This window comes from Bradyrhizobium sp. NBAIM03, from assembly GCF_020194055.1.
Classification (GTDB): domain Bacteria; phylum Pseudomonadota; class Alphaproteobacteria; order Rhizobiales; family Xanthobacteraceae; genus Bradyrhizobium; species Bradyrhizobium yuanmingense.
The window spans coordinates 222,518-249,169 of the sequence record NZ_JADYVS010000009.1 but is presented as its reverse complement, the minus strand read 5'-3'; the positions used below and the strand labels follow the sequence as shown (position 1 = coordinate 249,169).

At 64.8% G+C, this 26,652-nt stretch carries 27 protein-coding genes and 1 tRNA gene; 16 read left to right on the top strand and 12 right to left on the bottom strand.

All coding sequences use genetic code 11. From position 1 onward, the window contains the following. Positions 1-2 precede the first annotated feature (2 nt). The 4 genes from I6F21_RS16670 to I6F21_RS16655 all read left to right on the top strand — a co-directional run bounded on the left by I6F21_RS16670 (position 3) and on the right by I6F21_RS16655 (position 3,263). Positions 3-956, top strand: coding sequence for an ABC transporter permease (locus I6F21_RS16670; protein ID WP_036015279.1), 954 nt, complete (start codon positions 3-5; stop codon positions 954-956). A 3-nt stretch (positions 957-959) separates the two neighbouring features. Beyond that, complete coding sequence (locus I6F21_RS16665; RefSeq protein ID WP_025037151.1) at positions 960-1,838, top strand: ABC transporter permease; 879 nt, start codon at positions 960-962, stop codon at positions 1,836-1,838. Positions 1,839-1,859: 21 nt separating this feature from the next. Continuing rightward, on the top strand, positions 1,860-2,591 hold the full coding sequence (locus I6F21_RS16660; protein WP_225139821.1) for an aspartate/glutamate racemase family protein: 732 nt from the start codon (positions 1,860-1,862) through the stop codon (positions 2,589-2,591). 180 nt (positions 2,592-2,771) lie between these two features. Further along, complete coding sequence (locus I6F21_RS16655; RefSeq protein WP_057029563.1) at positions 2,772-3,263, top strand: hypothetical protein; 492 nt, start codon at positions 2,772-2,774, stop codon at positions 3,261-3,263. Positions 3,264-3,443: 180 nt separating this feature from the next. Here the strand turns inward: I6F21_RS16655 and I6F21_RS16650 are convergent, their stop codons facing one another. From I6F21_RS16650 to I6F21_RS16635, 4 genes are all read right to left on the bottom strand, one after another. Then, entirely contained in the window at positions 3,444-3,818 is a 375-nt protein-coding gene (locus tag I6F21_RS16650; protein WP_225139820.1) for a hypothetical protein, read from the bottom strand. 141 nt (positions 3,819-3,959) lie between these two features. Further along, complete coding sequence (locus I6F21_RS16645; RefSeq protein WP_225139819.1) at positions 3,960-5,654, bottom strand: PAS-domain containing protein; 1,695 nt, start codon at positions 5,652-5,654, stop codon at positions 3,960-3,962. Between the two features lie 132 nt (positions 5,655-5,786). Then, a complete protein-coding gene (locus I6F21_RS16640; RefSeq protein ID WP_036044000.1) occupies positions 5,787-6,317 on the bottom strand; it encodes a gamma carbonic anhydrase family protein in 531 nt (176 codons plus the stop codon). 85 nt (positions 6,318-6,402) lie between these two features. Continuing rightward, positions 6,403-6,732, bottom strand: a complete 330-nt coding sequence (locus I6F21_RS16635; protein WP_036015295.1) for a hypothetical protein — start codon at positions 6,730-6,732, stop codon at positions 6,403-6,405. Positions 6,733-6,954: 222 nt separating this feature from the next. On the opposite strand from I6F21_RS16635, the gene I6F21_RS16630 reads away from it, so the two are divergent. Then, positions 6,955-7,662, top strand: coding sequence for a hypothetical protein (locus tag I6F21_RS16630; RefSeq protein WP_225139818.1), 708 nt, complete (start codon positions 6,955-6,957; stop codon positions 7,660-7,662). Between the two features lie 266 nt (positions 7,663-7,928). After that, the gene (locus tag I6F21_RS16625) at positions 7,929-9,743 is read left to right on the top strand and encodes a caspase family protein (protein ID WP_225139817.1); all 1,815 of its coding nucleotides are present in this window, start codon (positions 7,929-7,931) and stop codon (positions 9,741-9,743) included. A gap of 314 nt (positions 9,744-10,057) precedes the next feature. Here the strand turns inward: I6F21_RS16625 and I6F21_RS16620 are convergent, their stop codons facing one another. Further along, the gene (locus I6F21_RS16620) at positions 10,058-10,276 is read right to left on the bottom strand and encodes a DUF3126 family protein (RefSeq protein WP_007602550.1); all 219 of its coding nucleotides are present in this window, start codon (positions 10,274-10,276) and stop codon (positions 10,058-10,060) included. Between the two features lie 132 nt (positions 10,277-10,408). Next, positions 10,409-11,233 (bottom strand): serine O-acetyltransferase, encoded by an 825-nt coding sequence (cysE, locus tag I6F21_RS16615; protein WP_036015299.1) that lies wholly within the window; start codon positions 11,231-11,233, stop codon positions 10,409-10,411. A 274-nt stretch (positions 11,234-11,507) separates the two neighbouring features. On the opposite strand from cysE, the gene I6F21_RS16610 reads away from it, so the two are divergent. The 3 genes from I6F21_RS16610 (at position 11,508) to I6F21_RS16600 (ending at position 13,503) form a co-directional block, all read left to right on the top strand. Further along, complete coding sequence (locus I6F21_RS16610; RefSeq protein ID WP_225139816.1) at positions 11,508-12,962, top strand: hypothetical protein; 1,455 nt, start codon at positions 11,508-11,510, stop codon at positions 12,960-12,962. Between the two features lie 9 nt (positions 12,963-12,971). After that, positions 12,972-13,127 carry a hypothetical protein gene (locus I6F21_RS16605; protein WP_156447197.1) on the top strand — a complete coding sequence of 52 codons (156 nt, stop codon included), beginning with the start codon at positions 12,972-12,974 and terminating at the stop codon, positions 13,125-13,127. Positions 13,128-13,275: 148 nt separating this feature from the next. Next, positions 13,276-13,503, top strand: a complete 228-nt coding sequence (locus I6F21_RS16600) for a hypothetical protein (protein WP_146207712.1) — start codon at positions 13,276-13,278, stop codon at positions 13,501-13,503. Positions 13,504-13,558: 55 nt separating this feature from the next. Here I6F21_RS16600 and I6F21_RS16595 read toward each other — a convergent pair whose 3' ends face one another. Beyond that, positions 13,559-13,897 (bottom strand): hypothetical protein, encoded by a 339-nt coding sequence (locus I6F21_RS16595; RefSeq protein ID WP_225142679.1) that lies wholly within the window; start codon positions 13,895-13,897, stop codon positions 13,559-13,561. A 182-nt stretch (positions 13,898-14,079) separates the two neighbouring features. Here I6F21_RS16595 and I6F21_RS16590 point away from each other — a divergent pair, with 182 nt between their 5' ends. Further along, entirely contained in the window at positions 14,080-15,015 is a 936-nt protein-coding gene (locus tag I6F21_RS16590; RefSeq protein ID WP_225139951.1) for a LysR family transcriptional regulator, read from the top strand. A gap of 193 nt (positions 15,016-15,208) precedes the next feature. Next, positions 15,209-15,637 carry a protein-tyrosine phosphatase family protein gene (locus I6F21_RS16585; protein ID WP_225183343.1) on the top strand — a complete coding sequence of 143 codons (429 nt, stop codon included), beginning with the start codon at positions 15,209-15,211 and terminating at the stop codon, positions 15,635-15,637. A gap of 16 nt (positions 15,638-15,653) precedes the next feature. On the opposite strand, the gene I6F21_RS16580 is transcribed toward I6F21_RS16585, so the two are convergent. Together I6F21_RS16580 and I6F21_RS16575 are read right to left on the bottom strand one after the other, a co-directional pair. Then, positions 15,654-16,409 carry an alpha/beta hydrolase gene (locus tag I6F21_RS16580; RefSeq protein ID WP_036015305.1) on the bottom strand — a complete coding sequence of 252 codons (756 nt, stop codon included), beginning with the start codon at positions 16,407-16,409 and terminating at the stop codon, positions 15,654-15,656. A gap of 117 nt (positions 16,410-16,526) precedes the next feature. Continuing rightward, positions 16,527-17,663 (bottom strand): hypothetical protein, encoded by a 1,137-nt coding sequence (locus I6F21_RS16575; RefSeq protein WP_225139814.1) that lies wholly within the window; start codon positions 17,661-17,663, stop codon positions 16,527-16,529. A 307-nt stretch (positions 17,664-17,970) separates the two neighbouring features. On the opposite strand from I6F21_RS16575, the gene I6F21_RS16570 reads away from it, so the two are divergent. Both I6F21_RS16570 and I6F21_RS16565 read left to right on the top strand, forming a co-directional pair. Beyond that, complete coding sequence (locus tag I6F21_RS16570; RefSeq protein ID WP_008562814.1) at positions 17,971-18,216, top strand: zinc-finger domain-containing protein; 246 nt, start codon at positions 17,971-17,973, stop codon at positions 18,214-18,216. 20 nt (positions 18,217-18,236) lie between these two features. After that, positions 18,237-19,439 (top strand): FAD-dependent monooxygenase, encoded by a 1,203-nt coding sequence (locus I6F21_RS16565; protein WP_225139813.1) that lies wholly within the window; start codon positions 18,237-18,239, stop codon positions 19,437-19,439. A 25-nt stretch (positions 19,440-19,464) separates the two neighbouring features. Here the strand turns inward: I6F21_RS16565 and I6F21_RS16560 are convergent, their stop codons facing one another. Next, positions 19,465-19,887 carry a twin-arginine translocation pathway signal gene (locus I6F21_RS16560; protein WP_225139812.1) on the bottom strand — a complete coding sequence of 141 codons (423 nt, stop codon included), beginning with the start codon at positions 19,885-19,887 and terminating at the stop codon, positions 19,465-19,467. A gap of 173 nt (positions 19,888-20,060) precedes the next feature. Between I6F21_RS16560 and I6F21_RS16555 the strand changes: the two genes are divergently transcribed. After that, positions 20,061-20,149: transfer RNA gene (locus I6F21_RS16555), tRNA-Leu, on the top strand. A 10-nt stretch (positions 20,150-20,159) separates the two neighbouring features. Here I6F21_RS16555 and I6F21_RS16550 read toward each other — a convergent pair. Further along, entirely contained in the window at positions 20,160-21,476 is a 1,317-nt protein-coding gene (locus tag I6F21_RS16550; RefSeq protein ID WP_225183342.1) for a hypothetical protein, read from the bottom strand. Positions 21,477-21,801: 325 nt separating this feature from the next. Between I6F21_RS16550 and I6F21_RS16545 the strand changes: the two genes are divergently transcribed. Further along, positions 21,802-23,052 (top strand): multidrug effflux MFS transporter, encoded by a 1,251-nt coding sequence (locus tag I6F21_RS16545; RefSeq protein WP_225139810.1) that lies wholly within the window; start codon positions 21,802-21,804, stop codon positions 23,050-23,052. A gap of 383 nt (positions 23,053-23,435) precedes the next feature. On the opposite strand, the gene I6F21_RS16540 is transcribed toward I6F21_RS16545, so the two are convergent. Beyond that, on the bottom strand, positions 23,436-25,043 hold the full coding sequence (locus tag I6F21_RS16540; RefSeq protein ID WP_036015319.1) for an ABC transporter substrate-binding protein: 1,608 nt from the start codon (positions 25,041-25,043) through the stop codon (positions 23,436-23,438). A gap of 267 nt (positions 25,044-25,310) precedes the next feature. Here I6F21_RS16540 and I6F21_RS16535 point away from each other — a divergent pair, with 267 nt between their 5' ends. Continuing rightward, positions 25,311-26,441 (top strand): M20/M25/M40 family metallo-hydrolase, encoded by a 1,131-nt coding sequence (locus I6F21_RS16535; RefSeq protein WP_036015323.1) that lies wholly within the window; start codon positions 25,311-25,313, stop codon positions 26,439-26,441. Positions 26,442-26,652: the final 211 nt, after the last annotated feature.

The window sequence follows — 26,652 nt, the reverse complement described above, 5'->3', positions numbered from 1 at the left end:
ACATGTCGGAAGAGGTCCTGCAACAGGCAGCCCCGGGCTTGATCCCGGGGTCGGGCACAGCGCGCGCCGCAAAGCCGACGCGCCTGTCGCCGTCCTTCATCTCCTGGCTCCAGGCCGGGCCGATGATGCTGGTGTTTCTCGCGTTCTTCCTCATTCCGCTCGTCTTCGTCGTCATCGTCTCGTTCTGGGACTACAACGAATACCAGCTGCTGCCGGCTTTCTCCGGCCGCGGCTACACCGACACGTTCGAAGGCTGCATCGCGCAGCTCCCTGAGCTCTGCACCATCGCCAAGACCTATCTGAAGACGCTGAAGCTCTGCTTCCTGGTCTGGGCCATCACCCTCTTCGTCGGCTTCTGGGTCGCCTACTTCCTCGCCTTCCACGTCAAGTCCAAGACCTGGCAGATGGGCTTGTCGCTGCTCTGCACGATCCCGTTCTGGACCTCCAACGTGATCCGCATGATCGCCTGGATCCCGCTGCTCGGCCGCAACGGCCTCGTGAACACCGGCCTGATGAAGACGGGCCTGATCAACCATCCCGTGGAATGGCTGCTGTTCTCCGAATTCTCCGTGGTGCTGGCACTGGTGCACCTCTTCACCTTCTTCATGGTGGTGCCGATCTTCAACTCGATGGTGCGCATCGACAAGTCGCTGATCGAGGCCGCTTATGACGCAGGCGCCAGCGGTTTCCAGACCCTCGTCAACGTCATCATTCCGCTGGCCAAGCCCGGCATCGTGATCGGCTCGATCTTCGTCATCACCATCGTGATGGGCGACTTCATCACCATCGGCGTGATGGGCGGCCAGCAGATCGCCGCCGCCGGCAAGATCATCGAGACGCGGGTCAACGCGCTGCAATTCCCCGCCGCCGCGGCCAATGCCGTGATCCTCCTCGCAATCACCTTCCTGATCATCACCATGATGTCGCGCATCGTCGACATCAAGAAGGAGCTCTAGAGCATGAAGGAAGGACGCCCGCGCTCGTTCTACGTGCTCGCGATCTTCTTCGCGGCCTATGTGCTGTTTCTCTATGGGCCGATGATCGCGATCTACGTGCTGTCGTTCCAGGGGCCGCAGGGCGGCCTCACCTTCCCGATGAACGGCGTATCGACCTTCTGGATCGCAAAATTGTTCCAGGGCACCGGCATCGTCGATCTCGGTGCCGCCTTCCGCCGCTCGCTGCTGCTCGGCATCGTCGTGATGATCGTCACCGTCGTGCTGTCGGTCGCCGCCGGCATGGCGTTCCGGCGCAAGTTCAAGGCGCAGAGCATCCTGTTCTACTCGGCGATTGCCAGCCTCATCGTGCCCTCGATCATCACCTCGCTCGGCATCTCGCTCGAGTTCCGCATCATCGACGACCTGATCAAGGCGCATTGGAACGAGAATTTCGAGACCTCGATGGGCCTGCTGACGTCCGGGCTCGGCGCGCACCTGACCTGGACGCTGCCGTTCGGGCTGCTCATCATGTTCGCGATCTTCAACCGCTTCGATCCGCGGCTGGAAGAGGCCGCGCGCGATCTCGGCGCGACACCGTGGCAGACCTTTCGTCATGTCGTGCTGCCGATCATCCTGCCCTCGGTGATCGGCATCGGCCTGTTCGGCTTCACGCTGTCCTGGGACGAGCTCGCACGCTCCAGCCAGGCGATCGGCGCCGTGAACACGTTGCCGCTGGATCTTCAAGGCCTCACCACCACCGTGACCAACCCCGACATCTACGCGCTCGGCACCGTGATCTCGGCGGTCTCGTTCACGGTCATCACGCTTGCGCTCGGCACCATTCACGTGCTCAACAAGCGGCAGGCGGCCAAGGGCTCGGACGCCGGCAAGGGACTCGTCTGAGATAAGGACTCGTCTGTTCTGATGCGGCTTCACGTCGTCAATCCCAACACAACCGCGTCGATGACGGCGAAGATCGCCGCTGCCGCGCGCAGCGTTGCCCTCGCGGGCACCGTGATCGATGCGCGTCAGCCGGCGATGGGCCCGGTTTCGATCGAGGGGTTTTACGACGAAGCTTTCGCGGTGCCCGGCATGCTCGGCTGCATCCGCGAGGCCGATCGCGACGGCGCGGACGCACACATCATCGCCTGCTTCGACGACACCGGCCTGGATGCCGCGCGCGCCGCCGCCAAAGCGCCTGTGATCGGCATCGGCGAGGCCGGCTTCCACCTCGCGAGCCTGATCGCGGCGCGCTTTGCCGTGGTGACCACGCTCGGAGTCTCCATCGTGCCGATCGAGCACAATCTGCGGAAGTACGGCCTGGCCGAACGCTGTGCCCGCGTCCGTGCCGCCGAGGTCCCCGTGCTGGCGCTGGAAGAGCGCAACATTGATGCGCTCGGCAAGATCTCAGCGGAGATCACCGCCGCCGTCCGTGACGACCGGGCAGAAGCGATCGTGCTCGGCTGCGCCGGCATGGCCGATCTCGCAGGCGAGCTCGCCGCCGCGCACGGCCTGCCCGTGATCGACGGCGTCGCGGCCGCGGTGACGCTGGCGGAATCACTGGTGCGACTTGGACTGAAGACCTCCCGGCTCGGGCCCTATGCGGCACCGCGCGCAAAGAGCTATTCCGGGCCGTTCTCGCAATTTCAGCCTTGATCCCTGCCCCCTGCGCGGCGCTCCCGGGCTGCAAGAGCCGCTGATCACTGGTTTTTTGCCGCTCAGCCTCTTTTTGGTCCCATTCCTTGCCGAAACGTAAGGCTTTCGGGACGCCCCGGTGACCCCTCTGGGTTGCCGGTCTTCGCCACTCACCAAGTTTCAATTTGGGTTTTGTCAGCGATGATCGATCTCGCCCAGGACAGGCCGTCCAACACCCTCCTTCGCCTTGGCGCCCAGCCGATCGCGCTGACTGCTGCAGCCCTCCTGCTGCTGATCGCGGGCGTGACGTCGATCGCAATCTGGCGGGCCTATACCGGTGCCGCCCCCGAGAGCGACCGGGTGGTGGCCTCGCGGCAGCTTCAGGCCCGCACCGCCCAGGCCTCCGAGCAGCTGGTCGAGAAGACCAAGGGGCTGGAGGCGACCCAGCAGGAATCGATCGACCAGCTCCAGGTGGTGCAGGACCAGCTTCAGACGATGAAGCGGCTGCTGGCGGCGCAACAGGCCGACACCAAGCGCCTGTCGGAGCAGGTTACGGCCTTGAACGAATCCATCGACGGCTTGCGGCAGTCCTTTGCCAGTGCACGGGCGACCGAGGTCGAGACTCCATCGGTTACCCGCAGGAAACCAGCGCGGCGCGTCCACGCCAGCGCCCGCAAGCGCTCGGGCGGCTGAGCCGGTCACGGTGCGGGAACTTTATTTTCGCCACTTGTGAACTGGATCACATTCGCCGGTATGATTCCGCGCGATGCTCGCCGTTACCGGATGGCGTGAGCCGATTTCAATATCCGGGGCTGGCAAGGTCGTTGACGGTATACTGCGTCAACGACCTTGTTTTTTAACAGCTATTTCGCCTCACTCGCAGACGTCGACTTGGCGGTAGCGCCATCCCGACGGGGTCATGACGCGCTTGCGCACGACGTAGCAGCCGCCATAACCGTCGTTGTAGCCGACGCCATAATAGGTGGGGCCGCCGTAATAGGGGTAGCCGTAGCCGTAATAACCGCCGTAGTAGCCGGCGCCGGCGAGACCCGCCCCGATCCCGATCCCTGGCCAGAAGCCGCCGCCATGCCAATGACGGTGCCCCCAGCCATGGAAGCCGCCACCATGGAAGCCACCGCCGTGAAAGCCTCCACCACGTCCGAAACCGCCGCCCGCCTCGGCCTTTTGTGGCGCCGACAGCCCGACCGCCGCCACGGCCAGCGCCGTCATCATCATCCTGCGTAACATCACTCGATCCTCCGCGTGGAGGTTGCTCCACGCTTCAAAGCAGGACCAAGCTACCGTCAGTCGGTCATTCGTGACAGCCACACTGTCTCACTTCCGCGCGAGCATCGGCAGCCCGCGGCAGATGCGAGCTGCCGCCGGCCGCTATGCCGCCGCTGCCGGCCGTTCGGTCCGATCCTCGACCATGGTCACGAACATGTGGGACTCCTCACCGGCGCCCCCCACCTGGATGCGGCGGGCGCAGATGACGCGGCGCCCGCGGACGGGATTATCGATGGTATCGATGATCGGCTCGAGCTGCTGCCGCTGTGCGAGCAACTGCTGGTCGCGCCGCTCGATCAATTCGGCAGCCTCCACGGAGAACAATTCCCGCGCCGTCTTGCCGATGATCTCGCCGCGCGACATGCCGATCATCTTCTCGGCGGCCTTGTTGACGAAGACGTAGCGCAGATTGCGCGCGTCCTTGGCGATGATGCCCTCGGCCACGTTCTCGATGATAGTGGCGAGAAAGCGCTCCATCCGTTCGAGAATGCGTTCGCGGTGGCGCTGTTCCGTGACGTCCTCCTGCACCGACACCCAGCCGCCGCCGTCCATCGGGCGCTCGTAGATCTTGATGATGCGGCCGTCGTTCAGCGCGATCTCGTACGACGTCGGCTGGCGTTTGGCGATGCGGTCGAGCACCGCCGCGACGTATTTCGTGACGTCGCCGCTGAACAATCCGCTCTCGACCCTGTGCTGGAGGATCTCCTCGAGACTCGACCCGGTCTGGATCGTCTCAGGCAGATTGTAGATCCTGCGGTAATTGGCGTTCATCGCGACCACATTGGCCTTGCCGTCGAGCATGATCAGCCCCTGCGGCATGTTGTTGATCGCCGCCGAAAGCTGCCACTTCTTGGCCTGGTACTTGTCGTTGAACTTGTCGCGCTCGGTCATCGCCGCGTCGCGCGCCTGCGCAGTGCCGAGCTCGAGCTCCTCGAGCTCGAAGATGCGCGCCACCGCGTCACGGAAATTCTGTACCGCGCGTGCAAGGCGCCCGATCTCGTCGTGACGGCGCAGATGCGGCACCTCGCTCTTGACGTCGCCCTGCGCGATCCGGTCGGTCGCCTGCGTGATATCGGCGAGCGCGCCGACCACCGAGTTCCGCATGACGACGACGTTCAACGCCGCGAGCATCAGCGCCGCGAGCCCCAGCGCGAACAGATAGGCGGCTGCGTAGCGGTGGCTGTCGGCGAGCTCGTCCGCCTCGCTGGCGCGCTGTTCGTAGATGCGCTCGAGCGCTTCGAGATCGCTGTTGAGCTTGCTGCGCAGGGTGCGGTTGGCGTCGTTGTCGCCCCACTCGCGGGCCGCGGCGGGGCTGATCTCGACACCGCGCCGCACCAGCTCCTTGCGGAAGTCGATGAATTGCTGGATGCGCTGGCGGAAGGAAGAGAACAGCTCGGCGTCGTCGTCGCCCACCGTGCGCTCCATGCTCTTCACGGCCTCGGCGAGCTCGCGGTTGCGCCGCACCAGCCCGTCCGCGAACTGCTTCATCGCGGCACGATCGGCGGACATGTAGATGCCGCGCGATTCCATCACGACGGCGTAGATCAGGGCGTTGATGCGCCCGACGCCGACCGCCGCGTCGGCGGAGGTGGCATGCAGGTGGCGATACGTCGTCTGCAGGCGCACTGACTGGACCGACATCACCAGCAGGAAAGTGGTGACGATCGCCAGGAAGGCGGCGATGCTGTAGACCTTCTCCGCGACCGTCAGCGTGTCGGCGCCGCGCACGAATCGGACCAATTTCTTCAAAAATTTGGTACCGGCCCCGAGACCGGATTCCAGCGCCGCAGCACCCATGGCGCCGCTCCTCCTCGTTGAAAACGCTCGACGGTAAGCGTGATCGCGCTAGCAGAGGATTAAAGCGGCAGCCTGTATTTTTACGGTATGGATCCGTTCGCGCGGCTGGACAGAACCGCGTCCGGGCGCAGGTCAGCCGATCCGCTTCAAGCCCTGCTTGAAGCGCGGACCGTTGGCCACATAGAACCGGGCCGCGCTCCCCATCTTCTGCACCTGAGCGTCGTCGAGGGTGCGGATCACGCGCGCGGGCGAGCCGATGATCAGCGAGCGCTCGGGGAACTCCTTGCCCTCGGTGATGACGGAGCCCGCGCCGACGATGCTGTTGCGGCCGATCTTTGCCCCGTTCATCACGATCGAGCCCATGCCGATCAGCGCGCCCTCCTCGATGGTGCAGCCGTGCAGGATGACGTTGTGGCCGACCGTGCAGTTCCTGCCGATGACAAGCGGAAAGCCGAGATCGGTGTGGCAGGTCGAGCCGTCCTGCACATTGGCGCCCTCGCCGACCTCGATCCACTCATTGTCGCCGCGCAGCACCGCGCCGAACCAGACGCTCGCGCCCGGCTTCAAGCGCACCCGGCCGATCACGGTCGCGGTCTCGGCGATGAAATAATTGCCGTCGGCGGGAAGGTCGGGCGCCTGCCCGTCGAGCTCGTAGATGGCCATTGGCTGTCTCCTGTCGCGTTGACGACTGGCATAGCCAAACAGCAGCCGCGACGCAAAGGGCCGGCCGCGCTCGAGGCACTTCGGATCAGACCAGAAGGCCGGCGGCGCGCAGCGTCATCAGGAAGAAGGTGCCGCTCATCATGCTCCAAAAGGCAGCGATGACGGTCGCCATCATCACGAATTCCATGCGGCGGCTTTCCACCCGCACGCCGCGCAGCGTATTGCGCATGATGATGAAGGGCGCGGCGAACACCAGGAAGGGAACTGCCGCGAAGGTTTTCGGGGCCACGCCGTCCTGCAGCAGGCCGAAGCCGGCGGGCCGCTGCGCCAGCGCCTGGTATCCGTTCACGAGCGCGCCCGCGAGCGCGAAACCGATGCCGATCGAGAAGAAGGTGTTGAGAGCTTCAGGTGTCATCGGAAGTGCTCCGCCCTTACACAACGCGCGTGCCTTCCTGTGACAAACAGAGCCCGTTAACGCTACATTATCCTTAAGGAAAGGTTAACGCGGCCGGCCGTCCCGTGCAGGGGCCGTCCCGATCCAAGCGGCCGGGAACGCTGCGCGAAAGCGCCGTCGCATGGCATATTCGCCGCTGATTCGTCGGCCATCGGCCGACCTCCGGTCGACCTCGCACAATTCATGACATTGTTCTCGGCAGCTCCCCTCAGGTCCCCCCGCACGCGCACCCGGGCGCATGTCGTGCCGATCGTGCTCGGCGGCGCGGCGGCGGTCGCAGCTGTCGCGCTCGTCGCCTACCTGCTGTGGCCGACCTGGGGCAGCCGGGGCGCGAACGCGCCGGACAAGCTGCCGGTGAGCGTCGGCGGCACGTTGTTCAACCTGCCGGTGACCGCGATCCGGATGAAGATCCAGCGGCACTCGGGGCCGCAGGAGCGCATCGATCTCGATTTCCTCTATCCCTCGCTGGAGCCGCCCGGCGCGCCCAAGCACGTCACCTCCGACACGGCGGAAGCGGCGCTGCAGTCGATCGACCGCATCTTCCTGTCGATCGCCGCCCATCACGATGCGCTCTCGCCCGAGCAGCGCACGGCCACGATCTATCCGCGCTATCTCGACCCGGCCGCGGCAAGCCCAGCGGACGGCCTGACGATGCGCATGTTCCGCACCGACACGCCCTACGGCAGCGAGGACCTCTATTCGGCTGCGAGCCCCGCGCTCACCGCGCGCTGCACGCGCGATGCCGCCACCCCCGGCATGTGCCTCTCCGAGCGCCGCGTCGGCGGCGCCGACCTCACCTTCCGCTTTCCACGCAGCTGGCTGTCGCAGTGGCGCGAAGTGGCGGAGGCGATGGAGAGGCTGACCGCGCAGCTGCGCGGGCCGCGGGGCTAAGGGCGGTCGGCTTACTGTCGGCTGGAGCCTCCAAACCAAAAAATCGAAAACAACCCCATGCACAGTAGCCAAGCGTTGGCAGCATCGAGTCTTTTCGTTTTTTTCGAATAACGATTGACCCATCGGGCCAAAACAGGGCATGATGGCCGTGATGCGTGGCACGGGGTTGCCCGGATGGCGCATGGATGTGTGACTGATATCACTGAGCACAGATTGCGATTGGCCATGCTGCGAATAATCTGACGCTATTGCATTCGGGGGCTGGAATGCGGCTTCGGCTGTTTGTTTTGTTGATATTTGCGATCTGCGTGGGAGCCGGACCGGCGCTGGCCGAGAAGCGCGTCGCGCTAGTGATGGGCAACTCGGCCTACAAGAACGTGGCGCGGCTGGCGAACCCCGCGAACGATGCCACCCTGGTCGGCGGCATGTTCAGGAAGGCCGGGTTCGATACCGTCGACATCAAGCTCGACCTCAACGGTTCGGAGATGCGCCGGGCGCTGCGTGACTTCGGCGGCAAGGCGCGGGATGCTGGGGTCGCGGTGGTTTATTACGCCGGTCATGGCATTGAACTGGACGGCGTCAACTATCTGATCCCGACAGACGCGACGCTGGAGACCGACAGCGACGTGCTGGACGAAACGATCGCGCTGGACCGCGCGCTGTTCGCGGTCGAACCTGCAAAGCAGCTGCGCCTGATCATCCTCGATGCATGTCGCGACAACCCGTTTGCCAAGACGATGAAGCGTACCATCGCCTCGCGTGCCATCGGCCGCGGCCTCGCCAAGGTCGAGCCAACCAGCCCGAATACGATGATCGCGTTCGCGGCGAAAGCGGGCTCGACGGCGTCCGACGGCGACTCCAAGAATAGCCCGTTCGCGGCGGCTCTCGTCGAACGTCTGCCGACGCCCGGGCTCGATCTGCGCAAGGCGTTCGGCTTCGTGCGCGACGACGTGCTCAAGAATACCGGCTACAAGCAGGAGCCATTTGTGTACGGCTCGCTCGGCGGCGACGACGTGGCCCTGGTTCCGGCCAAGCCGGTCGCGACCGGACCGCAGGCGAACCCGGACAGCGACATCCGGCGCGACTACGAACTGGCGCTCCAGCTCGGCACGCGCGACGTTTGGACTGCATTCCTCAATCGTTATCCCAGCGGCTTCTATACCGATCTCGCCAAGGCTCAACTCAACCGGATTTCTGCCGAAGACGCCCGCGCTGCAGCGGCCGAGAAGGCGCGGGCGGCCGAGGAGGAGAAGGCAAAGCTTGCCGCCGAACGGGCCAAGAAGGCCGAGCAGGAGAAAGCCGCAGCAGCGGCCAAGGCTGCCGAAGATGCTCGGATCGCCGCGGAGAAGGCCAAACGGATCGAAGAGGCCAAGGCGGCGGCCGCCGAGCAGCGCAGGAAAGATGCAGAAGCAGCCGCCAAGGCACTGGCCGACAAGCAGGCTGCCGAGAAGGCGCTGGCCGAAAAGATCGTAAACGACAAGGCAGCTGCTGAAGTCGCTGCAAGACAGGCAAATGACAAGGCGCAGAGCGAGCAGAAGGTCGCGGCGGTTACCCCAGCTCAGTCGCCGCCCTCTCTTTCTCCGCAAGAGACGGCAAAGCTGGTGCAGTCCGAGCTCCGTCGCGTCGGTTGTCTGGCCGCAGCCGCCGATGGCGACTGGAATGCGTCATCACAGCGCTCACTGACGCTGTTCAACCAACATGCGGGAACGAAGCTCGACCCCAAGCTCGCAAGCTTCGAGGCGCTCGACATGATCAAGTCCAAGCCAGGCCGTGTCTGTCCGCTGGTCTGCAATCGCGGCTTCAAGGCGGACGGCGATACTTGCGTCAAGATCACCTGCCGCGCCGGCTATCGCGTCAACGACGACAATGAGTGCGAGAAGGTGCAGGACAAGAAGCCGGTCGCGACCCGCGAGGATGCCACGAACCGAGACGCCGAACGGAAGCAAGTTGAATCCAGGCCTGCGAAGCCTCAGACAAGTGGTCAGATAGTTTGCGGCGTGGGAATTGGTGGTTGCCGCCCTGTTCGCCCCGGCTGTCGGCTTGAACAAAAGAATTCAAGCAACGTCGAGGTCTGCAATTGAGCACGTAAAGGCCGTCAGGGTGTTGCCCAAGCAATGCTGGCGCCGCTGTGCTGGGCTCGCAATGACGGCGTGGAGAAATTGCACCGCGATCTTCGCTGCGTGCCCCGGACGCAGCGCAGCGTCTCTTCGACGGTGCGCTGCTGAGCCAGGGCCCATGTCCGAGATGCGCTGCGTGGCTATCTGGGTCCCGGCTCTGCACTGCAACGCCACAGCGTGTCGAAGACTCGCGTGAACGCGCTTATGGAGCGTTGCAGTGCGTCCGGGACACGGAGAACGCCGCGCGCGAGCGAAGACTCCGCTTCGCTCGCGACCAACTACTCCTGATCGACCAGGTCGTCCTCGAGGATCGCCATCTGGAATTGGAACGAGCGATCGTCGTCCTCGTCGTCGACGAAGAGCACGCCGATGAATTCCTCGCCGATATAGACCTCGGCGGAATCGTCCTTCTTCGGCCGCGGCACGACGCGGATCTTGGGATTGCCGAATACGCGCTTCAGATACGCATCTAACTTTCTGACTTCTTTGACGTCCACGGCAAGTCTCCGATCGAAAATGGTCGGCGGGTTTTAGGACGAGATGCGGCGAACCGCCAGCACGAATTGTCAAAGAATTTAGGGACGAAAAGGGCCGGAAAAACCCGGCCCTTCGCAGCATCAAGAGCCCGCTCAGAGCCCCATCGCGTTGATCATCTGGTCCATGGTGCGCGACGGCTCGGCGCAGCCGGCCTCGCCGACGATCTTGGCCGGCACGCCCGCAACCGTGACGTTGTGCGGCACCGGCTTGACGACGACCGAACCGGCGGCGATGCGCGCGCAATGGCCGATCTCGATATTGCCGAGAATTTTTGCGCCGGCGCCGATCAGCACACCGTGGCGGATCTTGGGGTGACGATCCTCGTTCTCCTTGCCGGTACCGCCGAGCGTGACGCCGTGCAGGATCGAGACGTCGTCCTCGATCACAGCCGTCTCGCCGCAGACGAAGCCGGTGGCGTGGTCGAGGAAGATGCCGCGGCCGATGCGCGCGGCGGGATTGATGTCGGTCTGGAACACCGCCGAGGATCGGCTCTGAAGGTAATAGGCGAAATCCTTGCGGCCCCTCAGATAGAGCCAGTGCGCGAGGCGATGGGTCTGGATGGCATGAAAGCCCTTGAAGTAGAGCAAGGGATCGATGAAGCGCGAGGTCGCGGGATCGCGGTCGTAAACGGCAACGAGGTCGGCGCGGAAGGCGTTGCCGAGATCGGGGTCGTCGCGCAGCGCCTCGATATAGGCCTGGCGCACGAGGTCGCCCGACAGCGCGGAATGATCGAGCCGGTCGGCGACGCGGTGGACCACCGAATCCTCCAGCCGGCCGTGATGCAGCACCGCCGAATAGATGAAGGTCGCAAGCTCCGGCTCGCGGCGGACGATGTCCTCCGCTTCGCTGCGGATCCGGTCCCAGATCGGATCGAGCGATGCGAGCTTTCCTCCCGGATTGACCTGATGCACTGCCATGGGATCTGCTCTTTCGAATTGGCTGATTTTGTTGGCTCTATAGCACAGTCTAGGCGACAAAGTCCTGACGGGCTTGCCTGAGAGTGAACAGTGCCCTGCCTCGGAGATCAAGCCAAACCATTGATAAACAAGACTTTCTTCTGACGCCCCGAGCGGCAAGGTCGGCTCAAGGTGGTCAGAGTTTCGCCAAATTCAAGCCGGGCGGCGTCAAACTATTGGTGAATTCGCCTCCAACCGTTATTGCGGGCATGATCCGAGCGGGGGCAGAGCCGATTTGACCATCACCACCGATCAACTGCGCGCGCGCGCCGCGGGCTCTTTTTGGCTGCGGCTGGCCGCAATGGCCCTGCCCCTCCTGATGATCGCGCCGGCGGTCTGGAACGGCTATCCGCTGTTGCAATGGGATACCGGCGGCTATCTCGCGCGCTGGTACGAGGGCTATCTCGTCCCCAGCCGCTCCACGGTGTTCGGCCTCTATTTGCACTATGGCGAGGGTTTCGGCTTCTGGATCAACCTCGCCGCCCAGTCGCTGGCGACGCTATGGCTGCTGCAGCTCACTCTTCGCGTGTTGAGTTTGATGCAGACCTTCCGCTTCGTCGCAATCAGCCTCTCCCTGATGCTGTCGACCGCGCTGCCCTGGCTTGCGAGCATGCTGCTCACCGACATCTTTGCCGGGCTCGCGGTGCTGTCGCTGTTCCTCCTGGTGGTCGGCGCAAACCGCACCTCGGCGATCGAGAAGATCTCGCTGTTTGTCTTCACCGCCTTTGCCGCGGCGACCCACAGCGCCACGCTCGGCGTGCTGCTCGGACTGTGCGCCGCGGGCTGGATGGCGCGGCCGTTTCTGGGCGCGCGCCTGCCGCTGGCCGGACTACTGCAGGCGAGCCTCACCATCGTCGCGGGCGGCTTGATGCTGGTGTCGGCGAATTATGCGCTGTCTGGCAAGCTGGCCTGGACGCCCGGCGGCTACGGCGTCGCCTTCGGCCGCATGATGCAGGACGGCATCGTCGCGCAATATCTCAACGACCGTTGCCCGCGCGAACGTTACAAGCTTTGTCCCTACCGCAACCAGCTGCCGGCGAGCGCCGACGAATTCCTGTGGGGCAAGAGCGTGTTCAACACGCTCGGCCGTTTCGCAGGCATGAATGAGGAGATGGGCACCATCGTCGTGCAGTCGCTGAAGGATTATCCAGCCTGGCAGGCCGGCGCGGCGCTTCGCGCGATGGGACAGCAATTGCTGCACGTGGCGACCGGCGAAGGCACCAACGGCTGGATCCCGCACACCCGCGGCATCATCGAGCGCTACATCCCCGCACAGGCCGCGCCGATGCGCGCGGCGCGGCAGCAGAACTGGGGTGTCAATTTCGATGTCGTGAACTGGCTGCATGTCCCGGTCGCGCTGGCCTCGATGCTGGCGCTGCTCGCGCTGCTCGGCCATGCGCTGGCAAGGCGCCGGCTGGACGATCTGACGCTGCTGGCTGGGACGGTGACGCTGGCGCTGCTCGGCAACGCCTTCATCTGCGGCGTGATCTCAGGGCCCCACGACCGCTACGGCGCGCGCATGGTGTGGGTCGCGACGTTCGTGGTGCTGATGGCCGTGGGGCGGCGGCTGGGCGAGGACGGCAAGCAGGATGAGATCGGGGTGAAGCCTCATCGCTCCCAATCTCCTGAGGGAGTGGACGATGTGTACACATTTGCACAGTTTAATGCGGCAGCCGTCTCGGTCAGGTAGGCTGTTCGCATGGACCGAGAATTCCGCCGCCTCGAACATGCCGCCCGCGAGCAAGCAGCACTGTCGGCTGACGGGCGCACCAAGGCTGCGCTGCTAGAGATCGCCGAAGAATACCGTTTGCGCGCCGACTACCTCGAAGCTCAAAAGCGCAGCCCTGCTGATTAAGTTGCAATATCGCTTGCTTGGCACTCTGACGGCATTGACTGCCAAGCCGTTGAGGAACAGTGTGTTCCATCACGGCCCGGTCCGTGGCTTCAATCGGTGACAGAGAGACCGGTTGTGCTCCCGCCCTACTCCAACAGGGAGCAGCGTCATGCCGATTCTACGGCTGATTGCGAATGTCGATCTCACCCGCGAACAGGAACATGTTCTTGAACTCGCCTTCAACCATGCCTTGCGCAAGCTCGACCTGGTGGATCGAAGCGATCCGATCTGTGATCTTCTCGCCAAGAGGATGATCGACATTCACATGCGCGGCGTGACTGACGCTGTCGCTCTGGCCGAAATCACCGTCCGGGAAATCAGAGCACCGAAACAATAGGGCCCGAGATCGGTGACGCCGTTGAGCGACGGCGCCTGGCACTGTCGCCATAGTTTCACATCGCCTTGGCGAGCGCGAACAGCCGGAAATCCTCAAGCGCCGCGTGCCGGTGGGGCGCCACTTCGCGCCTGTAAGTCTCGGTGTCGACGATCGAGCGGAAGGTGGCAAAGTCACCGTACTCATTGAGCGCCGCTTCGTCCCAGCGTTCGCTTGGCGAGCCGACGAGGCTCGCGAGGATCGGCCCGGAAAACATCGGCGCGATCGGCTTGCCGGCCGCAAGGCGCCGGAATGCCGGCCTGTAGCGCTCATGAAAGGCTTCACGGCCCGAGCAGGGCGCGGCGTCAAAGCCGTCCTCGTAACGCGCCTGCGCGCGGTAGCGCAGCAGATTGAGCATATAAACCGGCTGCCCGGATGGAATCGCCCGCTCGGCGGCGTCGAGGGCTTGCAGCGTAATTTCGATAGGGTTCATCGGACGTCCCGCGTTTCCAGCGCCGCAGAATGCGTGCTGATACTCCCCGATTAGCCGTTCTCGAATGGGTCTTGTAGTGACCGTCTGGCCATGGCTATGTGGACTTCATGTCCACAACGACTTTGCCTCCCGACCTTTCGCGCCTCCTCGCCTTCGTCCGCGTCGTCGAGGCAGGCTCCTTCGCCGAAGCCGCGCGGCGGGCGGGGACGACCACATCGGCGATGTCCAAGGCGGTCGCCCGCTTCGAACAGGCTCACGGATTGCGACTTTTGCATCGCTCCACCCATTCGTTGGCGCTGACCGCAGAGGGCGACCGGCTGATGTCGGCGGGACGCGCGTTGGCCGAAAGCCTCGCCCGTGTCCAATCCGCGCTCGGCGAAGTCGCGCGCGACGATGGCGGACGGGTGCGCGTGACCGCCCCCGCCTCGTTCGCGCGCGCCTGCATCCTGCCGCGACTGCCCGCGTTCCTGCGGGAACGGCCGGAAATCGAGATCGAGGTCAAATTCCGCAACGAGATTCTCGATCTCGCGGCGGAAGGCGTCGACATCGCGATCCGCACAGGGCCGCTCGATCGCGCGCCCGGTCATCAGGCACGGCGGCTTTGCACCTTCTCCTGGATCGCTTGCGCCTCGCCTGCCTATCTGAAAGCGCGCGGCGCGCCGGCCACTCCCTTTGAGCTTTCCGCGCACGAGCACGTCGGCTTCCGCAATCCCGCGAGCGGTCAGATCCTGACCTGGCGCTTCGCCGACCCGCGCGGCAAAGGACCCATTCGCATCACCCCCAAGCCCAAGCATATTTGCGACGACGCGCATGCTTCGCTCGCTTTGATCGTGAATGGGTTCGGTGTCGGCTGGGGGCCGGCGTGGCTGGTTGGCGAAGACCTTCGCGCCGGCCGGCTGGTCGAAGTGCTGGCGCCCTGGCGCGCGCCTGGGGAACCCCTTTGGATGCTGCGCACCTCGGGCCGCCGCCCGCCCCTGCGCACACAGCGCGTCATGTCGTTCCTCAACACGCTTCCCACCGCGTTCAGCGACAAGGTGGTGTGAAGCAGCAGTCGTCACCGACATTCGGTCGCCAGGAAAATGAGCTCCAGGCGGCGGCTGCCGGTGAGGTGTGGATTATGCGATCCCGTCTTGCATCAACCAAGGGTTTGAGATGTCCCGATTACATTGGATCGAGATTCAAGCGGCTGGACGAATAGCGATTATGGCGCGTCCTCGCGCCGACGAGTGGTTGGAGATGGAAGTCATTGAGTGGAAGGACGCCCGAGTCGATCTGGTAGTGAGCCTTCTCGAGCGCGAGGAGGTTTCAGAGCTTGGGTTACAGCGTGAAGACGAGGTTTGTCGTTCTAACGGAATCGACTTCATCTCTTTTCCGATTCCGGATCGGGGATTGCCAGAATCGCGACCGGAGGCATCGCAGATCGCTCGCTTATTAGCCAGCGGCTTGCGAGATGGTCGTTCTATGGCGATCCATTGTCGCGCGGGGATCGGCCGATCTTCGGTAATTGCAGCTTGCGCACTGATCTGTTCCGGAATCCAAGCGAAGGAAGCTCTTGAGCTGATTGGAGCTTCGCGGGGCTTGATCGTGCCGGACACGGATGAGCAGCGCGATTGGGTGATGACCTTTGGCCAGGCGGAGCGCGGCGATGCGCCACGTACCCGATAGGCCATGCAATGTCGCCTCAGCCGCGGCGTGACAGGAAGTCGAGCACGCCGGTCTTGTAAACCTTGTCGCCGACTGCACGCATGTGGTCGCGATTGGGAATATCGAGCACTTCGGAACCCGGTATGATCGCGCCGAGCGCGCTGGCGCTTCCTGCGACATCGTCGGCGCTGCCGACCGCGATCAGCACCGGCACCTCGATGCGCGCGGCCTCTTGCCTCGTCATGAGATCGCGCGTGCCGCGCAGGCACGCGGCGAGTGCACGGCGGTCGGAGCGGGTCTGGTCGGCGAACGCGCGAAACGTGCGGCCGACGGGATCGGTGACGTCGTCCAGCGCGGGCGCCTCCAGCGCCTTGGCGACGTTCTCGCCGGGACCGCTGCCCTCGATCAGGCCGCCGATGCCGATGCCGCCGAGGATCGCCGAGCGCAGGCGCTGCGGCTCGTTGAGGGAGAGCCAGGCCGTCATCCGCCCGCCCATCGAATAGCCCATGATGTCGGCCTGCGGGATGGCGAGGTGATCCATCAGTGCGAGCACGTCGCCGGCCATTACGGGTATAGAATATTGCGCGGGTTCGTAGAGCTTTGCGCTCTCGCCATGGCCGCGATTGTCGAGCGCGATGACGCGGCGTCCGTTCTTGCGCAGCTCCGACACCCAGGTCGGATAGACCCAGTTCACGTTCTTGCTGGAGGCAAAGCCGTGCACCAGGATGATCGGATCGCCCTCGCCTTCGTCGAGATAGGCAATTTCAACGGCGCCGTTGTGAAAGCTCGGCATCAGCAGTTCCGTGGGATCTTGTGGGGGACAGCTCGATCTTAGAGCACGATCCGGCAAAGTGTGCAGCGGTTTTCCGGCAACATCATGCTCAAACAATAGCCCGAAGCGGATCGCGCCTCAGGCCGTCGCGGCCGCGTTGGCCAAAGCAGCGTCGGCCGCCATCTGCGCGCGGCGCAGCCGCCGCGCCCGCCTGCGATCGCACCAGGCCTGGGTCAGGCGCTCGGTCGTCGCCTTGATGGAGGAGAGCAGGCCGAACAGCGTCACGACCGCGCCAAACAGCCACATCGCCAGATCGAACGCGCCACCGACGAGCAGCAGCGCGCCGCGGCCGAGCAGCTTGATGATCGCGCGCGTCTTGCCGCCTTGCGCTTCCGCAAGCCGCACGGCGCGCGCGACGTCCTTGGGGCCCTCGGCGATGCGGAGCGTATCCATGGCCCCGCGCGTGCCGGTCTTTCCGGCGACGCGCGTGACGTCCTTGCCGAGCCGGACCAGCGCACCGGCCTTCTCGGCCCGGAACGCGGCCTTGATCGCGCTCACGGTCTGGCCTGGGCGCAGCACCGAGCCCGATGCCACCGCGTTCCGCAGCATCGGCGCGTCGACGACCTCGCGCGCGGACCGGCCGGCCCATGCGGCGAGCCCCTCGCCGAGCCGTCCGAGCTTGCGCGCATCCTTCACCAGCGTCAGTCCTGCGCGCACCGGCGCGGCACCGCCGACGGAGATGTAGGTTGCCGCCGTCACCGCAAGGCCGGCCGCCGCAAGGGAGAGCACGAGGCGGTCGGTGTCCTCGCCCATGGCGAGGTGCTTGCCTTCGCGCACCACGTCTCTGATGTCGCCGAACACGAAGAGATCGCCGGCCACGGTCCCGGACAAGCTGGCGACATCGTCCGCGTTGCCGGTGACGAGACCCGTGGCGAAGCGCTTGGCGAAATGCGCGGTGGAATTCTCCGCTTTCACGGCATCAGCGACGCGGCTCAAGAGGTCGTCGGGAAGCGCGATGTTGCGCTCGCGCGCCAGCGTGACGAAACTGTCGGCGAGATCGGCATCGCCGGCCGCGAGCGCGGCCTCGATATTGTCCTGAACCAGGCGGTCGTTGTGCCGGAGCAGTGCATCGAGCTTCCGCTCGGAGAGCGCGACCGGATCGTCCTGGGCAGCCAGGATCGCGCCGGCCTCGCGGGCATGCGGCGCCACCTGCGCGAGCACGAAGCCGCACACGGCCATTCCCGCCAACGCCGTACTGATTCGCAGCCACTTCATGTGGAAAGCCCGGATGCCCTGAGATCGCTTGCGCGGAACACTACGTCTTTCGTCCCGGTTTCACGCAACCACAGAGATAGTATGCCAAAATTGCGACACAACGTCCCCGACGAAAGAAGGGCTTCTCTAGGGGCGCAAGATTGTGTCGAATTTGCATGAGCAAATGAGCATGGGGCGCTTGCGAAGCTTTTCGGTTCCGCTGGACTAGCAATCACCTGTACCCGCCAGTATGGTCCGCAGCGCCTCAAAGATGCCGCGTAAGTTCGTGATTGTATCTGCCGCCATTGCCACTCCAGGATGAACTTCGATGTCCGACCATGTCGTCCCGCACTTCCATAACGATGCCGGTGTCCCCGTCATCGAGATCGGCTCGCAAGAGTTCATGTGCGTGGGCGCCAATCCTCCGTTCGACCATCCGCACGTCTTCCTCGACCTCGGCAACGACAACGAGATCATCTGCCCCTATTGCTCGACGCTGTACCGCTTCGCGGCCGACCTGAAGCCCGGCGAAGCCCGCCCGCCGGAATGTGTGCTGAAGGACAAGGTGGCCTGACCGCGTCCATCGGTTAAGGGGTGGCGCTCTCCCGAACGATCGTCGTCGCCGGTGCCGGCATCGGTGGCCTGACGGCCGCGCTCGCGCTCGCCGCCCGCGGCTTCCGCATCGTCGTGCTGGAGAAGGCCGAACGCCTCGAGGAGGTCGGCGCCGGCCTGCAGCTCTCGCCCAATGCCAGCCGCGTGCTGGTCGAGCTCGGCCTCACCGAACGCCTCAAGCTGCGCGCCGTCACCCCGGAAGCGCTCTCGATCATGAGCGCGCGCGCCGGCGGCGAGCTGCTGCGCATGCCGCTCGGCGAAGCCGCCTCGCTTCGCGCCGGAGCGCCCTATTGGGTGGTGCACCGTGCCGACCTGCAAGCGGCCCTCGCCGGCGCCGTCGCCGACCATCCCGACATCGACCTGAAGCTGGGCGCGACCTTCGAGGACGTCGCGCCTCACGCCAAGGGCCTGACCGTGGTCCATCGCAGCGGCACGATCCGCCGCAGCGATCTCGCCAGCGCGCTGATCGGCGCCGACGGCATCTGGTCGACGGTGCGCCAGCATCTGTTTCCCGAGGTGCAGCCGCGCTTTTCCGGCCTGATCGCCTGGCGCGGCACGCTCGATGCCACGCAATTGCCGAAGGACTATACCGCGCGCCGGGTGCAGCTCTGGATGGGGCCGAACGCCCATCTGGTCGCCTATCCCATTGCGGGCGGGCGCCAGATCAACGTGGTCGCGGTGCTGCCGGGCACCTGGAACCGGCCGGGCTGGAGCACGCCCGGCGATATCAGCGAGGTGATGGACGCCTTTGCCGGCCCGCGCTGGCCGCCGGCGGCGCGGATGCTGCTCGCCGCGGTCGACAGCTGGCGCAAATGGGCGCTGTTCGGCGTGCCGGACGGCTGCCCCTGGAGCAAGGGTTCGGTGGCGCTGCTCGGCGATGCCGTGCACGCGATGCTGCCGTTCGCAGCCCAAGGGGCCGGCATGGCGATCGAGGATGCCGCCGTGCTCGCCCGGCATTTGAGCCCGGAGGCCGCCGAGAGCAGCAAAGCGGTTGCCGCCGCGCTGACGCAATACGGCCGTGCCCGCCAGGCGCGGGTGCGGCGGGTGCAGCGGACCGCGCGGCAGCAGGGCCGCATCTATCATCTCAATGGGCCGCTCGCGCTCGCACGCGATCTTGCGATCCGCGCGCTCGGCCCAGAGCGCATGCTGGCGCGACAGGACTGGATCTACGGCTGGCGGCCCTGATGCGGCGCGCCGCCGGCAGCATGCCTCAGTGGGCCGCTTTGCCGGATTTCGACGCGGATTTGGCGCTGGCCGCGGGCGATGCCGGAGGCGGCGGCGCCTCGGGCGGCGTCTCCCGGCATCTGTTGCGGCGCCAGGCATCCTCGGCCAATTGGACCTGCCCGCGCACGGCGATATAATCGTTGCGATAAGCGAGTTCGGACACGACGGCGCCGCCGGCCCCGGTCTCGGCCTTCTCCATCAGCCTCTGCAGATCGGCGGTGCGCTTGGCGAGGTCCTTGCGCTCGGTCTCGAGCTGCTTGCAATCGTACAATTCGTATTTGGCGGGATCGGCAAAGGCCGGTGCGATCGTCTCGCTCACGCCGGCGCAGCCGGACAGCGCGAGGCCAGCCGCAAGCAGCGCGAACAGCGCGCCAAAGCCGCGCAGCCAAAAGGAAAACGAAGCAGCCATGCCGGATGAATAGCCCCCGTGGATTGAGAATGCCTAAAGCAGCAACAGATGTCCGGATTGAGGCTTTGCCTTGTGCCCCCGGCTCGCTTAAGGAAGAACCGTCCCTCCGGCGCGAAACGCCGCCAATTCCAGACCGCCGGAACGGACTTAAGTGTTTGATCTCGTTGGATCAAGCGGGCATGGCGGAATTGGTAGACGCAAGGGACTTAAAATCCCTCGGTGCGCAAGCGCTGTGCCGGTTCGACCCCGGCTGCCCGCACCACTAGCTTGTATCACCCTTGCTCGAGGCGCTCGGGCTCTGCGCGGAAATCGAGCAGCACGATCCAGAAGCAGATCAGCGCGATGACGAGGAGGATGAAGGTGCCCTCGATCGGCGCGCCCAGAAGCGAGACCAGTGCCGGGAAGGCGAGGCCGATGCCGAGGATGGCGGCGAGCGCCAGGGGCGGAAGATCGACGATGAGGATCGCGGCAAGAAGCGCGAGCTCGAAGAAGGCATATTCCTTCAGACGCGGCGAGCTGAGATAGAGCGCGAACATGGCAAGCACCGTGATGCGCATCGCCGTGCGCGGGTGATCCATCAGCCAGCGATCGAGCTGCGTCAGCAGCGATGCCCCTGCCCGCACCGATCCGCTCGCGGCCGCGCGTAGGACGGACAGCGCGAACGGCACGAGCACGAGCACGAGCGCGAGTGCCGCGAACGCGTAGGCCGCCAACATCGCCGGCTTGCCGTCACCGAAGCCGGCCTGGACCATGAGGTCGCGCGCCAGCAGCAACAGCGACGGATTGCTCTCCACGAGACCGACGGCATGCTGACCGGGAATTTGTCCTGCGATCGCGAGCAGCCAGCTCGCGAACAGATCGGGATACAGCAAGCGCGACAGCGCGAGCGGCAACGCGAAGGCGAACGCGGCCACCGCGATCAAGGCCAGCTTGCGGCCACGCGGCAGCGGCAGGAAATAGAGCGCCGCCAGCACCGGGACGAACACCAGCTTGAACGAGGTCACGAGGCCGAGCAGCGCCGCGCCGGCGAGGCGCGAGGAAAAGTTCGAATTCTGTTCGGACGCGAGCGGGCGTAGCAGGAGCTTCAGCGCGATCGCGGTCAGCACTCCGCTCAGCAGCGCAAAATTCCCCGACGCCACCACGAATTCGAAACCGACGAACGCGCCGAGCGCGCAGAGCACCTTCAAGCCAGCATCGCGCGCGCTGGCACGCGTCCGGCCAAGGCCGGGCAGAAGCAGCGCGCAGAGCACGGCGAGGACGAGAAAGATGCTTCGGTAATGATCGAGCAGAACGCCGCCCGCGCAGAGGGGACGGAAGACGTCCAGCGTCACCGGCAGATAGGGATAAGAATAGGTGGTGCCCTTCAGGTTCTTGACGAAGTAGGGATCGAGCCCGTCGGCATGCGCATCGACCGCCGCGCAATTGACCCGGACGTCCCAGCCATAGGGCAGGTCGAGCGAGGCATCGTTGGCGAGATTACCGAGCACCAGCAGCGCGGTCAGCGTGACCACGCCGGCAAGCCAGACGTTGCGCCTGGCAGCCTTGGCCGCAGGCGCCAACCATCGTGCTGCACCTGATATGTCGGACACGGGCGATACCCTGTTTGGCTTCTCGCTGCGCCGTTGCGGCAGCCGCTCCAGCCACAATGGACAGGACGGGTTGCCGATTCATCTCCCCGGCGTGCCGCGCCCGATCTTATGGTGAATCCCTGGTTGCAGGCCCAGCCCTCCGGCGACGCGCTTGGAAAACGCTTCGATGTGCGCGGCGACGAGGTCCCGGATGGCCCATCAGGCCGGCGACGGGCCCTCACCCGTTTTTGACCGCTCCTGCTCCGCCTGCCAGCCATCCCGAAACATGGGTTGTGCAACGCAGCACCAGGGCTAGATAAGTCGCTTGATTGCAGGGGTAAGCTTCTTGTCCGACGTCAATGCCGACGGTTGGGTGTCCGCGGGACACCGCCCAATGGGTTTTCCGGAGTTCGTCATCGTGATCGCGTCCATCATGGCGCTGAACCCGCTCGCGATGGACATGATGCTGCCGGCGCTGCCCAATATCGGCGCCGCCTTCAAGATTCCCGTCGAGAACCACCTGCAACTGGTGCTGTCGACCTTCCTGATCGGCTTCGGCGCCGGTCAGTTCGTCATGGGTCCCTTGTCGGACCGTTTTGGGCGCCGACCGGTGCTGCTCGGCGGCATGGCGGTCTATGCGGTGGCGAGCGTGCTGGCGGTCATTGCCCCCTCGTTCGAGACGCTGCTGCTGGCGCGTGCGCTCCAGGGGCTCGGCACCGCGGCGACGCGCGTGATCGCGACCTCGATCGTGCGCGACTGCTATGTCGGCCGCCGCATGGCGAGCGTGATGTCGCTCGCCATGATGATCTTCATCGCGGTGCCCGTGGTCGCGCCCTCGTTCGGACAGGCGGTGCTGCTGGTGACGGCGTGGCGCGGCATCTTCGTGGTGCTGATGCTCTACGGCCTGCTCGCGCTCGCATGGTGCGTGCTGCGGCTGCCCGAGACGCTTCCCGAGTCGAAGCGCAGGTCGCTGGCGCCCTCCGACGTGCTCTCGGCATTCCGGCAGACCCTGACCCATCGCCAGACCGTCGGCTATGCTACCGCCGCCGGCAGCGTCATCGGCGCGCTGTTCGCCTATGTCTTCTGCGCCCAGCAGGTCTTCACCGGCATCTATCATCTCGGCCAATATTTCCCGCTGGCTTTCGCCGCGATTGCCGCCGGCACAGCCATCGCCGGCTTCCTCAATGCGAGGCTGGTCGGCCGGCTCGGCATGCGCGTGATCTCGCACGGCGCGCTGACGCTCTACACGGCCGTGGCCGGCGTGATGCTGCTGACGGAAAGCCTCGGCGTGCTGTCGCTCGCCTTGTTCATGGTGCTCTCGGCCCTGATGATGTTCTCGTTCGGCATGATGGTCGCCAACTTCACCGCGCTGGCGATGGAACCGCAGGGCCACATCGCCGGCACCGCCTCCTCGCTGTACGGCTCGATCACCACGCTGATCGGGATCGTGGTCGGCATGGCAATCGGGCAGAGCTTCGACGGCACGCTGCTGCCGTTCTCGATCGGCTTTTTCCTATCCACCCTCGCCGCGCTCGCGATCGTGCTGGTGGTGGAGAAAGGGCGGCTGTTCAGGCCGCATCATCGCCCGATCAGCTAGGAACTTCCCGCCCCTCGCGATGTTGTACTGCAGCAATTCAGAGGATTGGCGAGATGGAACAAGAGAACAGATCGGATCAGCCCGCGTCCGAGATCGAACAGCCGATTTCGCAGCCTCGTTCCGATGAACGAATGGACTCGAGCTTGGCATTCATGAGTGAAGGGCTCGAGCAGCTGCGCGACAGCCACTGCTAGACGAGCGCGATCACAGACCGCCTCATAGAAAAAACGGCGCCGCAGGAAACTGCGGCGCCGTTCGTATTCACATGCAAGGCGCGCGGCGCGTAAAGCGCGATGAGATTCGGATGATCGTCATCGCGCTTTAGGTTGTTGTTTGCGCGTGATCTTTCCGGAAAACCGCTTCGCACTTTTCCGGATCATGCTTTATTCCTTCTTGTCGATGTTCCAGAACACTGGCGTCGCGGGGCCGTCGAGCACGCCCGTCAGCGATTTGCGCCAGCCGCTCGGGATGAGATACTGCCCCAGCGGAATGTAGATCACCTGCTCATAGGCCTGCTTCTGGATGTCGGCGGCGATCTTCTTCTGATCGTCGACCGAGGCCGCGCGGACGAAAGCGTCCTTGAGCTGCTCGATCTTGGCGTCCTCCGCCCAGCCGAACCAGCCCTTCTTGCCCTGGCCGCCGATCGAGAGATTGGCGATCGGGTTGGACACGTCGGCCGCGACCCAGTTGGTGAAGAACATGTTCCAGCCACCTTCCTTCGGCGGCTTCTGGCTGGCGCGGCGGCTCACCACCGTCTGCCAGTCGGTCGCCTGAAGGTCGACCTTGAAGCCGGCCTCGCGCAGCAGCTGGGCCGAAACGATCGGCTGCGCCTTCAGCGTCGTGACGTCGCCAGGGGCCATGATGACGATCGGCGTGCCGTCATAGCCGGACTCGGCGAGCGCCTTCTTGGCTTGCGCCATGCCGTTCCCCTTGACCAGGGTCTCGGAGCCCGCATCGGTTGCGAGCGGCGTGTCGCAAATGAAGAACGCGCCGCAGATCTTCTGATATTTGGCGTTGCCGACCAGCGCGTCGAGCACGTCCTTCTGGTTCAGGGCCAGCAAGGCAGCACGCCGCACCTTCACGTTGTCGAACGGCGGATGCAGGAAGTTCATCCGGCCGAGCGTCTGGAAGCCGAACTTGTTCAGGACCTCGATGGTGAGCTCCTTGTTGCCTTCCAGCACCGGCAGCATGTCGAACGGCAGGTTCTCCATGAAATCGATGTCGCCCGACTGCAGCGCGTTCACCGCGGTCTGCGAGTCCGGCATGGTGATCCACTCGACGCGGTCCACCTTCACCACCTTGCCGCCGGAGGTCCAGCTCGCCGGCTCCTTGCGCGGCACGTAGTCAGTGTTCTTGACGTAGACCGCCTTCACGCCGGGCTGGAATTCGCCCTGCACGAACTTGAACGGACCAGAGCCGATCTGCTCGGGGATCTGCTTGTCCGGCGGCGTCTCCGCAAGGCGCTTCGGCATCATGAAGGCGACGCGCGAGGACGGCTTGCCGATGGAGTCGAGCACCAGGCCGTAGGGCTCCTTCAGCTTCAGCGTGATGGTCTTGGGGTCGGTCGCCTCGATGCTGGCGGTGAAGTCCATGAGCTTCTGGCCCATGCCGTCGACCGCAGCCCAGCGCTTCAGCGAAGCGACGCAGTCCTCCGCCGTCACCGGCGCACCGTCATGCCACTTCAGGCCGTCGCGCAGCGTGAACGTGTAGGTGAGCTTGTCGTCGGAGACCTTCCAGTCCGCCATCTGCGGCTGGACCTTGAAATTCGAGTCGGTGGCCACCAGCGTGTCGTAAACCATGTAGCCGTGGTCACGCGTGATGTAGGCCGTGGTGAAGATCGGATCGATGATGCGCAAATCCGAATGCAGCACCGCCGTGAGAGTCTTGCCGGCCGCGAGCACCGGCGAGGCCAGCGCGGTCGAAAGCGCGACGACCGACAGCGCAAGTGTGGAGGCGAACGCGCGAGGCCCCCGGCGCATGAAGTGGAACATAGAAAGTTCTCCTGACGTGAAACTGTTCAAAGGCAGGTTATTGATTGAGCATGAGGTTCGTTCGTTGGGCGAACTAACCTCATGCAATGCCTTCGTCTTTCGAGACTTGCAGACAGGGTGAAGCGCGTCAATCCGGTTTCGGTGCAAGCCCTTGCGGCGCGCGCACGGGCTCCACAAAGATCGGTTTGGCTCTACAACACCCTCCGCTTGTCCCGTCCGCGCCAATGCAATGCGCGTTCCATCTTTCCAAGCTTGAGAGACATTGAGATGAATCCTGCCAATCTTCCCTTTGATTCCGAGGCCATGCTCGAAGGCCTGCGCGGCTGGATCGAATGCGAAAGCCCCACCTGGGATGCCGGTGCCGTGGACCGCATGCTCGATATCGCAGCGCGAGATATGGCGATCATGGGTGCGACGATCGAGCGCATCGCCGGCCGCCAGGGCTTCGGCGGGGTCATCCGCGCGCGTTTCCCCCATCCGAAGCAGGGCGAGCCCGGCATCCTGATCGCCGGGCACATGGATACCGTCCACCCGGTCGGCACCATCGAGAAGCTGAAATGGCGGCGCGAGGGCAACAAGTGCTATGGCCCCGGCATCTACGACATGAAGGGCGGCAACTACCTCTCGCTGGAAGCCATCCGCCAGCTGGCACGCGCCTCGTTCACGACCCCATTGCCAATCACCGTGCTGTTCACGCCGGATGAGGAAGTCGGCACGCCCTCCACGCGCGACATCATCGAGGCGGAAGCCGCGCGCAACAAATACGTGCTGGTGCCGGAGCCCGGCCGCGCCGACAACGGCGTCACCACCGGACGTTACGCCATCGCACGCTTCAACCTCGAAGCGACGGGCCGGCCGAGCCACGCCGGCGCGACGCTGTCCTCGGGACGCTCGGCGATCCGCGAGATGGCGCGACAGATCCTCGCGATCGACGCCATGACGACGGAGGACTGCACCTTCTCGGTCGGCGTCGTGCATGGCGGCCAATGGGTCAATTGCGTTGCTACCACGGCGACGGGCGAGGCGCTCTCCATGGCCAAGCGCCAGGCCGATCTCGACCGCGGCGTCGAGCGGATGCTGGCGTTGTCCGGCACCAGCAACGACGTCAGCTTCAAGGTCACGCGCGGCGTGACGCGGCCGGTCTGGGAGCCCAATGCCGGCACCATGGCACTGTACGAGAAGGCCCGCGGCATTGCCAAATCTCTCGGCATGGAATTACCGCATGCAAGCTCCGGCGGCGGCTCGGACGGCAACTTCACCGGCGCGATGGGAATCCCCACGCTCGACGGCCTCGGTGTGCGCGGCGGCAATGTCCACACGCTCGAAGAGTATATCGAAGTCGAGAGTCTCGCTGAGCGAGGACGGCTGATGGCGGGGCTGCTGGCGACGCTGGAGTGATCGCGAAGCGATCCCGTAGGTGGGCAAAAGGCGCAAAGCGCCGTGCCCACCGTTTTCCCGACCGAAAGCAGGTGGGCACGCTCCGCTTTGCCCACCCTACGAAGATTGGCTGCACCGCAAAAACTGTGGCCCTCGTGGCACGGGAATTGCTGAAATGTTAGGCTGATGGCAGGCTGGCCGAAGAGCCCTGCCCAATTTGACTCTAAACTGA